14 protein-coding genes, 2 tRNA genes and 1 pseudogene are annotated in these 12,443 nt (G+C 45.9%); 13 read left to right on the top strand and 4 right to left on the bottom strand.

Annotated elements, in window-relative coordinates:
* The first annotated feature begins 35 nt into the window (after nucleotides 1-35).
* From A1359_RS22945 to istB, 3 genes and pseudogenes are all read left to right on the top strand, one after another.
* Nucleotides 36-293, top strand: coding sequence for a Mu transposase domain-containing protein (locus A1359_RS22945; RefSeq protein WP_066988171.1), 258 nt, complete (start codon nucleotides 36-38; stop codon nucleotides 291-293).
* Nucleotides 278-607 carry a hypothetical protein gene (locus A1359_RS22940; RefSeq protein WP_066988169.1) on the top strand — a complete coding sequence of 110 codons (330 nt, stop codon included), beginning with the start codon at nucleotides 278-280 and terminating at the stop codon, nucleotides 605-607. The genes A1359_RS22945 and A1359_RS22940 overlap by 16 nt, the downstream gene beginning before the upstream one ends.
* Nucleotides 608-648: 41 nt before the next feature.
* Nucleotides 649-1,457, top strand: a pseudogene (gene istB / locus A1359_RS21260) (IS21-like element helper ATPase IstB).
* Nucleotides 1,458-1,572: 115 nt separating this feature from the next.
* Here istB and A1359_RS21255 read toward each other — a convergent pair.
* From A1359_RS21255 to A1359_RS21240, 4 genes are all read right to left on the bottom strand, one after another.
* The gene (locus A1359_RS21255) at nucleotides 1,573-1,941 is read right to left on the bottom strand and encodes an Arm DNA-binding domain-containing protein (RefSeq protein WP_083960756.1); all 369 of its coding nucleotides are present in this window, start codon (nucleotides 1,939-1,941) and stop codon (nucleotides 1,573-1,575) included.
* 159 nt (nucleotides 1,942-2,100) lie between these two features.
* Nucleotides 2,101-2,174 (bottom strand) — tRNA-Cys (locus A1359_RS21250).
* A 46-nt stretch (nucleotides 2,175-2,220) separates the two neighbouring features.
* Nucleotides 2,221-2,295: transfer RNA gene (locus A1359_RS21245), tRNA-Gly, on the bottom strand.
* A gap of 59 nt (nucleotides 2,296-2,354) precedes the next feature.
* Nucleotides 2,355-2,906: a hypothetical protein gene (locus tag A1359_RS21240; RefSeq protein WP_066988165.1), complete on the bottom strand. Its 552-nt coding sequence runs from the start codon at nucleotides 2,904-2,906 to the stop codon at nucleotides 2,355-2,357.
* Nucleotides 2,907-3,328: 422 nt separating this feature from the next.
* Between A1359_RS21240 and A1359_RS21235 the strand changes: the two genes are divergently transcribed.
* The 10 genes from A1359_RS21235 (at nucleotide 3,329) to A1359_RS21190 (ending at nucleotide 11,968) form a co-directional block, all read left to right on the top strand.
* Nucleotides 3,329-4,261: a hypothetical protein gene (locus A1359_RS21235; RefSeq protein WP_066988163.1), complete on the top strand. Its 933-nt coding sequence runs from the start codon at nucleotides 3,329-3,331 to the stop codon at nucleotides 4,259-4,261.
* A 171-nt stretch (nucleotides 4,262-4,432) separates the two neighbouring features.
* Nucleotides 4,433-4,666, top strand: coding sequence for an acyl carrier protein (gene acpP / locus A1359_RS21230; protein ID WP_066988161.1), 234 nt, complete (start codon nucleotides 4,433-4,435; stop codon nucleotides 4,664-4,666).
* 79 nt (nucleotides 4,667-4,745) lie between these two features.
* Complete coding sequence (gene fabF / locus A1359_RS21225; protein WP_066988159.1) at nucleotides 4,746-5,990, top strand: beta-ketoacyl-ACP synthase II; 1,245 nt, start codon at nucleotides 4,746-4,748, stop codon at nucleotides 5,988-5,990.
* A 27-nt stretch (nucleotides 5,991-6,017) separates the two neighbouring features.
* On the top strand, nucleotides 6,018-6,845 hold the full coding sequence (gene pabC / locus A1359_RS21220) for an aminodeoxychorismate lyase (protein WP_066988158.1): 828 nt from the start codon (nucleotides 6,018-6,020) through the stop codon (nucleotides 6,843-6,845).
* Nucleotides 6,842-7,831 (top strand): endolytic transglycosylase MltG, encoded by a 990-nt coding sequence (gene mltG, locus A1359_RS21215; RefSeq protein WP_066988156.1) that lies wholly within the window; start codon nucleotides 6,842-6,844, stop codon nucleotides 7,829-7,831. Before pabC ends, mltG begins: the two co-directional genes overlap by 4 nt.
* On the top strand, nucleotides 7,828-8,454 hold the full coding sequence (tmk, locus tag A1359_RS21210; protein ID WP_066988154.1) for a dTMP kinase: 627 nt from the start codon (nucleotides 7,828-7,830) through the stop codon (nucleotides 8,452-8,454). The genes mltG and tmk overlap by 4 nt, the downstream gene beginning before the upstream one ends.
* Nucleotides 8,454-9,452 carry a DNA polymerase III subunit delta' gene (locus tag A1359_RS21205; RefSeq protein WP_066988173.1) on the top strand — a complete coding sequence of 333 codons (999 nt, stop codon included), beginning with the start codon at nucleotides 8,454-8,456 and terminating at the stop codon, nucleotides 9,450-9,452. Before tmk ends, A1359_RS21205 begins: the two co-directional genes overlap by 1 nt.
* A 4-nt stretch (nucleotides 9,453-9,456) precedes the next feature.
* Entirely contained in the window at nucleotides 9,457-9,807 is a 351-nt protein-coding gene (locus A1359_RS21200; RefSeq protein WP_066988152.1) for a PilZ domain-containing protein, read from the top strand.
* Nucleotides 9,808-9,849: 42 nt separating this feature from the next.
* Nucleotides 9,850-10,623 (top strand): TatD family hydrolase, encoded by a 774-nt coding sequence (locus tag A1359_RS21195; protein WP_066988150.1) that lies wholly within the window; start codon nucleotides 9,850-9,852, stop codon nucleotides 10,621-10,623.
* A 190-nt stretch (nucleotides 10,624-10,813) separates the two neighbouring features.
* On the top strand, nucleotides 10,814-11,968 hold the full coding sequence (locus tag A1359_RS21190; protein ID WP_066988146.1) for a methyltransferase: 1,155 nt from the start codon (nucleotides 10,814-10,816) through the stop codon (nucleotides 11,966-11,968).
* Nucleotides 11,969-12,443 lie beyond the last annotated feature (475 nt).

Genomic DNA, 12,443 nt, shown 5'->3' with positions numbered 1-12,443 from the left:
GGATTTAAGGGCGCTTACTCTCCAGTACCTGTCTGGTGACGGTAGACCGTAATCAATATTCGGTGCCCTGTCATCTGGCCAACAGCAAGGCCACTGTTCGACTGTATGCCGATCGACTGGCTATCTGTAGCGAACAGGCTATCGTGGCGAGTCATCCACGCTTGCTGTCCCGTGATCAGGTCAGTTACGACTGGCAACACTATATTCCGTTGATTGAGCGAAAACCGGGCGCCTTGCGCAACGGTGCGCCCTTTACCCAAAGGGCACAAGTGCCGAAATGCCGTTGCTGTTAATCCAGTTACAATCCGCATTACGGCACCGCGAACGACAACAAGGCGATCGGATCATGGCAAAAGTGTTGGCCGCTGTGCCGGGCCATGGTTTAGAAACCGTATTGGCGGCTGTCAAACAGGTCTTGGATTCGGGCGTTACCAGTCTCGAACAGGTGCTGAATGCGCTCTCTCGACTGAAGGACTTACCGATCCCGGCACCCGTGGAAACCACGCTAACACTTAGCGTAGAGCCCCTCGCTGATACAGCCCGCTATGATAGTCTGCATGAGCATGCGCCAGAGTCTGATCAACTCGCACAAGAGGTGATGCTGTGAATGACATCATTAGCCAGCTCAAGACCCTCAAGTTGTATGGCATGGCAGACTGTTATGCCGATATCCAATCCAACAACCTATCCCCCCATTTATCCGGCACCGGCGAATTTCAGGATGCCACGACCTGTTTACTCCAGCAATTATTGAAGGCAGAAGCCGCCGACCGCAGTATCCGCACGATCCGTTACCAGATGAAATCCGCTAAATTTCCCATCCACAGGGATTTGTTGGGCTTTGATTTCGAACAATCCAAGGTCGATCGATCGCTGATTCAGCAACTGGCCACGCTGACATTTACCGATGCCGCACAGAATCTGGTCCTGGTCGGTGGCACCGGTACCGGCAAAACCCATCTCGCCACAGCCCTGGGTGTTTCCGGCATTCAGCATCACGGCAAACGGGTCCGCTTCTATTTATGCCCTGTGGGTATTCCACCTTTGAATTGGTCAATGCCTTGGAGCTGGAGAAAGCCTCTGGCAAACAAGGTCGCTTGGCGCTCAGTCTGATGCAGGTGGATTTGGTGATTCTGGATGAATTAGGTTATTTGCCCTTTTCACAGGCCGGCGGCGCACTGCTATTCCATTTGCTTTCAAAACTTTACGAACGCATCAGCGTCATTATCACCACCAATCTGAGCTTCTCGGAATGGAGCAATGTCTTTATCGATGCCAAGCTGACCACGGCATTACTGGATCGACTGACGCATCATTGCCATATCATCGAAACCGGCAATGACTCTTTCCGCTTTAAGCAAAGCAGCGCCATTGCCAAGCAGCGCATCCAGTCCAGAGAATCGATAAAACAGGCACAGCCGATTATTGAAAGGATAGAAACTGGCGCGCAAGAATAAAATGAATTGTTCTCAATTTTAGAACTGACTTTCAATCAAAAAAGGCATTAAAACCACCGCAGTCGGGTCGACTAATCGGATGCGGTGGTGTACGCTGAAACACAATTTCCCCTGGTCAATTTTCAATCGGCGCCAACACAAAGCTGTCAATGATGGTAAGACCGGCTTCGAGTCGTTTGGTGTTTTCGATTTCAATTTTTTGCGCTGTTTTTGTTTCCTTTCGAATAGAGCTGGGGTCGGTACCATTTGCCACGCAATTTCTTGCTTCTGTTGCTTTGATTCTCGCATTGGCTAAAGTGGTAACAGGGTGGGTTCCGAGGGACAGCGTTTTTCGCTTACCGCTTATGGTGTAGTCAAAGCGCCACCATTTGGCACCGTTTGATTTTAAGAGTAGATACAAGCCACTGCCGTCATTAAAGCGTTGATCTTTGTCGGTTGGTTTGGCATTGCGAGTGGTAACATCATTCAGTAATTCTTTAGCCATTTGCAGTAACAGTGATTTTTTGTTGTTACTGTAAAACTTACTGCACAAATTGCAAGATGTAATTGAATGTTACTGGTGTACGTTGGACAATAAAAAAACCCGCTAAGCCATATGGCTTAGCGGGTTTCTGAATTCTGTTGAACTGTATTGAATCGTCTATGGAGGCTGCGGCCGGAATCGAACCGGCGTGTACGGCTTTGCAGGCCGCTGCATAACCACTTTGCTACGCAGCCTTTGACTGAAATAAAAAAGCCGCGTAAATCGCGGCTTTTTTGAATATGGAGCGGGAAACGAGGCTCGAACTCGCGACCCCAACCTTGGCAAGGTTGTGCTCTACCACTGAGCTATTCCCGCTTTGCTTTCGATTCGTGTATTATAATCAAAAAAAATTAGCAGTCAATGTTTTTTTTGATTTATTGTAGATCAATGGCTAATGCCCAGCCGCGTTGACCTAAGCATTCTCCAGTTGTCATTTCAACTTCAACGAATACGTCTTTTTTGCCATACGCATCTTGTGACTGAATAGCTTTTACTGGAGTGCCTTGCGGCATGTGTTTGCAACCACCTTCTCTGTCTGATTCTTCAGTGTCATCATAGGCAGCCATAGAACCGGGAACTGAGACTAGGCGGATAGTGGAGGAGGGGTCGTAAGCGTTGGCGCTTTTTAGCACATAATTTTGTCCAGCGACAATGGTTGCTGTTTTGTGGACAGGTAATTTAGTGTCAGAGCCGCCGGACATAGCTAAAAATAGAATAATAAGGGTGACTGCGCCTACACCGCCAAAGAAAACTTTGGGGTTGGATTCTTTAAGCTCGAGCAGTTTAGCTACGATTCCACTGGCTGCATTTTTTGCTGAAGCAAGGTTGTCGCTAGGTTGCTCTGGGGTTTCGGAGTTGCTGGGTTGCCCGGTTTCTTCTTCTGGGTTCAGGTTTTCTGATTCGTTAGTGTTGTCATCAATACTCATTTAATTTGTCCTCTACAGTAATTATTATTATAGCCAGAGCGGTAAAGTTACCATGCTGAGGGAACATTTCAAGTATTGATTTAGTTGGTTCTCTATTTCCGACTACTTTGGTCAAGCATTTTCAAAAATGCCCGGGCACTGTTTGCTTTAATCCTGGTTTCGTTAAAGTTTGACTGTTTTGGCGTAAGCTTGTTTTGTGTCGGGCGAGCGAGCAGCCCTAAAGTCACTTATGCAATAACTGGCGTCGACAGGTTAATTTGCGCTGAGAGCTTAAAGATAAGCTGATTTTGTGGAATACTGATTGCTGTAGGATTTGAGAAGTCTCTAGGGATAATTTATGTACTACAGTGCCGTAGTGTATATTTTGTAGGGAGCTCATTTCGTATTGGCTGAGCTTATCCCTAACGTTATTGTCATTATCAATGAAAGAAAATCAGTTTATCTTTGAACAAATCCATATCGAGGTGGCGCGTGCGGCTTCCGATGATTTTAATCTCTTCCATGACAAGCACAAATGGTTACAGGTAACGCATAACCCTTTCAAAGGGCCAATTGTGTTGGGCTTTCAGCTTAATACCTTGATTGAGCATCAAATGAAGCTTTATAGGGAGGCGCAGCATGAGCTGGATATCATTGCCGAGAATCAGTTGCGATTTAGTAACTACCAGATTACCTTTGTGAATGCTCTGCGGCCTAGGCAGGAGTTTTCACTGGATATTAAGAAAACCCTCATCAAGACTATTCCGGATTTGAGCCTGAGCAACCGGATTGCTATCAAATCGCAGGGTAAAACTATTTTGTTGGGACATAAAAAAGAAACCAAAGCGCCTTTGTTTCTGGCGGACACTGATTTATCCGGTTTGCCTGATCTTAATGAGGTTCCGGATAAAAAGATGGTGCCGGGCACTGAATTTTTTCTAAAGCGTAAATGGATGACTAACGGCAATGTTAAAAATTTTTTGTCAGGCTCTCTAGCTGAGCAATCGGATTATTTCGATGAGTTGTCGCATATGGCGTATTATCCGGAAGTGTTTCCATGCAGTTTGACATCAGGTGCTTTGCTGGAAAAGGCGCAAATGGAAAGTCATGACTTCAAACGCAATCCTATGGTTTACACTTCGCATGAGTTTTCTGTTGATAGGCAGCATTTGTCGCAAGTAAAAAATAATGACAAATTGCATATTTTGGTTAAGCAGTTACCCGAATCCAAAAAAAATACTTTGAATCACACTAGTGTCATGTTGCGTACATACGAGTGCTTTGGGATGCTGGAAAATAGGGAGCTGTTGTTCAGAATCAAACTCAATTTAGTGCCGCTAGAGGAAATTATTAAAAGTTTGAGTTCTAAAACCTAAATGGCCTTGTTGGCGTTTATCGCTGCTAATGTTGTGAAATTTTTAGAACATCAAGTATAATCCATCAAGTCGTTAGGTGCTGCCGGTGACGAGATTTCAAATTAACAATACAACACTAAAGATAAGGTGGGTGCTTTTAGCTAAGCGTTCGCATTGTTCGAGGAATAAAATATGAGTAATATCGAAGAACGGGTAAAAAAGATTGTCGCAGAGCAATTAGGCGTAAAGGAAGAAATCGCAAATGATGCGTCTTTTGTTGATGATCTTGGTGCGGATTCTTTAGACACAGTTGAACTCGTCATGGCTCTGGAAGAAGAATTTGAGTGTGAAATTCCAGACGAAGAAGCTGAAAAAATCACCACTGTGCAATTGGCAATTGACTACGTTAACGCCAATCTGCAATAAGATGTTCCCGGGCTAGTGGTCCCCATTAGCCCGTATCCCTTTCCCCTCTGATTGTCTTCTAACTGAAACGGTAGTTACTGTGAGTACACGTCGAGTTGTAATAACGGGCTTAGGGGCTGTAACGCCCTTAGCAAATAATGTTGCCGATACATGGAATGGAATTGTTAACGGTAAAAGCGGTATAAGTGCTATCGATTCGTTTGATATTTCAAGTTTCGCCACCACTTTTGGCGGTGTAATCAGAAATTTTAATATTGGCGATTACATTTCAGAAAAAGATGCCAAGCGCATGGATGGCTTTGTGCATTATGGTATTGCAGCTGGTTGTCAAGCATTCGAAGACTCAGGTATCGAAGTCACTGAAGAAAATGCTGAACGTATCGGCGTGGCCATCGGTGCAGGTATTGGTGGTATCACCGGTATCGAAGAATGCTACGCAACCTATGTTGCTGGCGGTCCGCGCAAAATTTCACCCTTTTTTGTGCCGGGTAATATTATCAATATGATTTCCGGCAACCTTTCGATCAAATATGGTTTGAGAGGACCTAATTTTGCTATCGTCACGGCTTGTACGACCGGTACACATAATATTGGTGACGCAGCTCGTCTGATTAAATACGGCGATGCCGATGTGATGGTGGCAGGTGGCGCCGAGCGCTGCACTACATCGCCGACAGCCATGGGCGGGTTTGCTTCGGCTAAAGCCTTGTCGCGCCGCAATGATGATCCCCAGGCTGCCAGTCGTCCATGGGACAGAGATCGCGATGGTTTTGTACTCAGCGATGGCGCGGGTGTGGTGGTCTTGGAAGAGCTTGAACACGCCTTGGCGCGTGGAGCCAAAATATACGCCGAGTTGGTGGGTTACGGGATGAGCGGCGATGCCTATCACATTACTTCACCATCTATGGGTGGTGAAGGCGCTGCGCGTTGTATGCGTAATGCCTTGCGCGATGCCAAGCTGAATGTGGAGGATGTAGATTACATCAATGCGCATGGTACCTCGACCCCAGCAGGCGACGTCGGTGAAACCCATGCGATGAAAACGGCGCTAGGTGATCATGCTTATAAAGTGGCCATCAGTTCCACCAAATCCATGATTGGTCATTTATTGGGTGCTGCCGGCGGCATTGAAGCCGTGCTGACTTCGCTGGCTATTCAGGACCAAATCGCCCCACCCACGATTAATTTGGAAAATCCCGATCCTGAATGCGATCTGGATTTCGTGCCCAATATTGCTCGGAATATGAAAATTGATGTGGCTGTCTCCAATTCCTTTGGTTTTGGTGGCACCAATGGCACATTAGTGTTCAAGCGCTACCAATAAAACTACTTTTCTACACAGTGTCTGCCCATGTTCTTGTTAAATGGCGAGCGCAGGCATTGTGTCGATGTCTCTGATCGAGGCTTTCAATATGGCGATGGTTTGTTTGAAACTATCGCAGTCTATCAAGGCAAGCCGCTATTTTTGCAACAACACTTAGATCGTTTAAGAGCGGGTTGCCAGCGCTTGTTTATTCCATATCCCGAGCAAGACCAGTTAAAAGCTGAAGTTAAACAGCTCTGTGAAGGCTCCGATACGGCGGTGCTGAAAATTATCGTTACTCGCGGTTCAGGGGGGCGGGGTTACCGGCAGCCCGATTCGATTGTGCCCACCCGTCTATTAAGCCTGCACCCCTTTCCGGAATACCCGGCAAATTTTCAGACTGATGGAGTCGTGTTGCGCTTTTGTCAGCAGCGATTAGCGAGTAATCCGGTGCTGGCCGGCATTAAACATATGAACCGCTTGGAACAGATTCTAGCCAGGGCGGAATGGCAGGGTGATGCCATTCAAGAAGGCCTGATGCTTGACTACGATGGGCATGTGGTTGAGGGCACTATGAGCAATCTTTTCTTTGTAAAAGATGGCGTTTTGTATGTGCCGCTGCTCACTTATTGCGGCATTGTTGGGATTGTGCGACAAAAAGTGGTAAGCTTGGCACAATACAACCAAATAGGAATCGTTGAAAAGCAATTCGATAAGACCCGTGTTTTAGAGGCAGATGAAGTTTTTGTCACCAATTCGGTGATAGGTATTTGGCCAGTAAAACAGCTTGATCAACAGTGCTTTAAGGTGGGCCGGATCACCCGCCGTATGCAGCAATGGTATGCGGAGGCACGTACAGAGGAATTAAAATTATGACTAGAAGCATAGTCGCATTTACTACCCTGATGGTGTTAGGCCTGCTATTGATTTGGGGAGGGATGTATCATCACATCCTGCAGAAAAAACCGGTGGTGTTCAGTAAAACTACCTTAGACATTAAAAGAGGCGATACGCTGGAAAGCGTTATCAAAAATTTGCGTGATCAACGCATAGCTATAAATCCATTTTGGTTTAAGTTGTATGCCTATCGTTCCGATCTGGATCGGACGTTGAAAGTGGGCGAATACGTGTTGGATAAAGATGCCACCGCAGCTGATATTTTGGCGCTGTTGGAGGATGGCAGCACGCGACAATACACCATCACCTTTCCGGAAGGTTGGAGCTTCAAGAAAGTTTTCCAGGCTATTCAAGACAATCCCAATCTACAGCACACCTTGACTGACGAAGAGTTGGCAAGCGTCATGGAGCAACTTGGCTCCGATAAATCGCATCCTGAAGGCTTGTTTTTCCCGGATACCTATTATTTTGAAAAAAATAGTTCAGACTTGGAATTACTCAAGCGTGCTCACGACAAAATGCAGCGTCTATTGGTGGCTGAATGGCAAAAGCGCGATCAGGACGTGCCGCTGGAAAGCCCGTATGAGGCATTGATTTTGGCGTCTATCATCGAAAAAGAAACCGCCGCAGTAGAAGAGCGAAAAAAAATTGCTGGTGTATTCAGTCGCCGATTAAAAAAGGGCATGCGCTTGCAAACCGATCCGACAGTCATATATGGCATGGGTGATAAGTATCGGGGAAATATCCACAAGCGAGATTTGCGGGAACCCACACCTTACAATACTTATGTAAACAATGGTTTGCCGCCAACCCCGATCTCCATGCCAGGCAAAGCGGCTATTCATGCTGCTTTACATCCTGCTGATGGCGATGAATTGTTCTTTGTGGCGCGAGGTCATGGTCGGCATGCCTTTTCGGCGGAATACAGTACCCATGTCAAATATGTTGCGCTATATCAACGATGAAATTGGGTCGATTCATCACTCTGGAAGGCGGGGAAGGCGTTGGTAAATCCACTAATTTGCAATTTATTGAACAAATATTGCTGGAACGGCAGATAGAGGTTGTTATTACCCGCGAGCCGGGAGGTACCGAGTTGGCGGAAAGAATTCGTAAATTGCTGTTGGAAAAAAGTGACGAATTGATCACGTCTCAGGCTGAATTACTACTTATGTTTGCCGCGCGTGCGCAACATATTCAGCATGTAATATTACCGGCTATGCAACAAGGGCGTTGGGTACTTTGCGATCGCTTTACCGATGCTACTTATGCCTACCAAGGTGGAGGTCGGAATATGGATGTGAATATGATTGCTTGGCTGGAACAGCTGGTGCAAGGCAGTTTGCGACCAAATCTGACTTTATTGCTGGATGCGCCGGTGGAAATAGGCATGCGCCGGGCAATGCATCGCGGCAAACTGGACCGCTTTGAGACTGAGAAAGTTGATTTTTTTCAGCGCGTTAGGCAAGCCTATTTAGAGCGCGCTAGTCTGGATCAGAATCGCTACAGCATCATTGATGCCAGTTTGCCATTGATTGAGGTGCAGGCACAGATCACTCAGGCAATCGATAAGCTATGCACAGCCTGATGGCAAATAGTTCTATCGTTTACCCTTGGCAGCAATCACTTTGGCAGCATCTAGTTGGCTATATTGAGCAACAGCGCATTCCACAAGCCTTGCTGATAACCGGTGCCACCGGCATGGGTAAGCGCCATTTAGCCGAGGCTTTCGCCCAAGTCTTGCTCTGTCAAAATCCTTTGCCAGGTCATTTAGTCTGTGGTGCATGCCATGGCTGTCACTTATGGCGGGCACAAACTCATCCGGATTATTTGCTTATCGAGCCCGATGAGCCGGGTAAAGCTATCGGTATCGACAAAATTCGGCAATTGATTGTGAAACTTGCGCTAAAGCCGCAATTTGATACACAACGTTTGGTGATTATCCAGCCTGCTGATCAACTTAACAATGCCTCGGCGAATGCTTTTTTAAAGTGCCTGGAAGAGCCTACAGAGCGTACGAGCTTTATTTTACTGACAGATAAACCTACCCGGTTGCCAGCCACTATCCGCAGCCGATGTCAATCGGTGCATTGTCAACTACCGGACCGACAGCTTGCTGGGCAGTGGTTGCAACAGCAAGGTGTTAATGAAGATCATGATTTACTTTTGCGTTTTGCCCAAGGTGCGCCATTACTGGCCAAACAGTATGCTGACCAGCACTTTATCGATCTCAGACAAAAATATTTTAATGACTGGTTGCAGGTCTTGGAAGGTAAACAAAATTTAGTGACTTTGGCAGAACTATGGCAAAAACAGGATAAGCTTGATTTGGCTGTGCTTTTGACCTGGATGGCTTCTTGGGTGATGGATATTATTAAATCCGCCCATCAAGCCGATGCGGACAAACTGCACAACCCGGATATGAAAAAATCCTTGCAAGCCCTTGCCGAGCGGCTAGAATTGAAGCATGTTTATAAATTTTATGATAATTTGCTGAATGCTCAGTCGCAAGCAAGCAAGCAAGTTAACAAACAATTGCTACTTGAACAGCTGTTAATTAATTGGGCACAACTTAATACTCGGTAACTTCATGGCAGAATCAGCTCCAAGACAAGGTATCTTGTCTTTATCTATCAAAGACAAAAATGCACTTTTTGCCGCCTACATGCCGTTTATCAAAAATGGCGGCCTATTTATTCCGACTAAACGGGAATACGAAATGGGTGAAGAGGTTTTTATGTTGCTGAATTTAATGGAAGAAACTGAGCGTTTGCCGATTGCAGGCAAAATCATCTGGAAAACCCCCTTGGGTGCCGAGGGTTATCGAACACCTGGTATCGGTGTGCAATTCAGTGATCAAGACGGTGGTATGGCGCGTAATAAAATTGAAACCTATTTGGCCGGCGCTTTGGAAAATGATCGCTCCACACACACTATGTAAACCTTTGCCGGATTCTGCTTGTCCGCTGCCTCATTAAAATTCATGTTTATCGACTCTCATTGCCACTTGGATCGCATCGATCTAAATCCGTATAACAACGACTTTGACGCCTTTGTCCAAGCAGCTCGCGCTGCGCAAATTCAACATATGTTATGTATCGCTATCGATCTGGAGTCATATCCCGCTATGTTGCAGATGGTACAACCCTATCAGGATATTTCCCTATCAGTAGGTGTGCATCCAAATGTGACTGAAGGGCGGGAACCTACTGTTGATGAACTGTTAGAGTTAGCCGAACATGAAAAAGTGATTGCGATTGGCGAAACCGGATTGGATTACTTTCGAAGTGAAGGTGATCTGGAATGGCAACATCAACGCTTCAAAAATCACATTAACGTGGCAAAAACCCTGAATAAACCCTTGATTATTCATACGCGAGAAGCCGGACATGATTCGCTGGATGTGTTACGGCAGGAGGGTGCGGATCAAGTGGGCGGAATTATTCATTGTTTTACCGAGGATTGGGCTTATGCTAAAAAAGCCCTGGATTTAAATTTTTTAATTTCCTTTTCCGGTATCGTCACATTTAAAAATGCTCTAGCGATCAAAGAAGTAGCGAAGAAAGTACCCGCTGATCGGTTTTTAATCGAGACTGATTCGCCCTATCTGGCACCGGTTCCGTATCGAGGTAAGCCAAATTACCCAACTTATGTGAGGTATGTGGCAGAGCAGATTGCAGAATTGCGAGATACCACAGTCGAGGCTATTGCCGAATTATCCAGCAATAATTTTTATCGATTGTTTGCTATGCGATAAGGCAGTATGGAATGGGTAGGCAAAAAAAACGGCCAAGATCAAGAAGAAATCTGGCCGCTTATAGAGGGAAGTAACTCTGTTTCCCGTTAGGGACGCATACAAGAGTTGCAATTAGTTTATCTAACCAGCTTGTAATTGAAAATGTGGCATTTCGTCGCGTGTCAAATTGTCGCTAAGACTTGAATTATTCATGGATACCCTATTAGAACTGCCACAAGGTCGTTTTCAACTGAAACGCTGGCCGCAGCGAAAAAACGAACTTTTGCGTGCCTGGGATGCAGCAGATGAGTATTTACTAAATCATCTGGCAACGAATGACAGGCTTGCGGCCGATGCACAACTCTGCATTTTAAATGATAGCTTCGGTGCGCTGACATTGGCTTTGCATGCACATTCGCCTACAGCGATATCCGATTCCTTTCTATCACAGCAAGCCACACTGAACAATTTTCAACTCAACGCTATCGATCAGACAAATGTAAGCTTGCTCGATAGCTTGAGCCTGCCTGCGACAGGCATTGATTACTTATTGATTAAAGCCCCCAAGACCCTGGCTTTGCTGGAATATCAGTTGCACAGCCTGCGGCCTTTACTGAAGCCAAACAGTAAGATCATTGTTGCTGGGATGGTCAAAACCTTACCTGCTGGTGTTTGGAAGCTTTTGGAGCGATTGATAGGCCCGACTCAAACCTCACTGGCGGTCAAAAAAGCGCGTTTAATTTTTGCCAGCTTGGACCCTCAACTCACATTGCCGGTTAATCCGTATCCCGTGCAATATCGTCTGGAAAATACTCCCAATAACATGAATATCGATTTGCTAATCAGCAATCATGCCAATGTATTTTCCCGCGATAGTCTGGATATTGGCACGCGGTTGTTATTGCAATATCTGCCTGAAAATACAAATTATCGACAGCTTATCGATTTAGGCTGTGGTAACGGTGTTGTGGGCTTGATGCTGGCCAAACAGTTAGCTGATGCAGATATTACTTTTGTTGATGAATCATTTATGGCTATTGCATCAGCGCAGCAGAATTTTGAGCAGGCATTTGCCGGTAAGCGGCAGGCAACATTTGTGGCAGGCGATTGTTTAACTGGATTTGCGGATCAAAGTGCCGATTGCATCATCTGTAATCCGCCATTTCACCAGCAACACGCTATCGGTGACCACATTGCCTGGCAGATGTTTCGGCAGTCTCATCAAGTGTTACGCCAAGGTGGCGAATTACGGGTGATTGGTAACAGACATTTACAGTATCAACAGAGTTTGAAAAAGCTGTTTGGTGATTGCGAACAAGTAGCCAGCAATGCAAAATTTGTCATTGTTAAAGCTATTAAACGTTAACTAGTGCCTGAAAGAAAACTCGATTCTTTTCAGAATTTTGCCGGTTCACTGCACATAATCACGGCAGTTTGTCGGCGCAGGCCAGTCTGTTTCCTGTTCTGTTCGTACTCAATGATGCAAATCAGCCATTCTGGACGGACTTTGGACACACTTTTCCCGCGCTTCTGGTTTTTTAGATCAGCACTTGTGTGTTTAGGCGGTTTTTTTGCTATGGCCCCCGTGGTCTATTCTCAGCTGGTTGCTCCTGCTCGCGCAAGACGGCACCCAAACCCTGAATGTTACAGAACGGCTGCTATGCATAGAACCTAACAACTAATAGTCCATCAGTTTGATAAAGCATTTTGGTCTACCATGCCTGCTTCCACAGTAAATATGTCCGCACTCCATGCACCAATGCCATTAAGTTAAGAAAAAGCTCCCTCTCCTGCTGGAGAGAGTTGGGGAGAGGAGATTTATAATAAGGCAAAAAAGCTTT

It is taken from the genome of Methylomonas lenta (assembly GCF_001644015.1).
GTDB classification, from domain to species: Bacteria; Pseudomonadota; Gammaproteobacteria; order Methylococcales; family Methylomonadaceae; genus Methylomonas; species Methylomonas lenta.
Note: the sequence above shows the minus strand (reverse complement) of the source record. Positions and strands in the feature narration are given on the sequence as shown.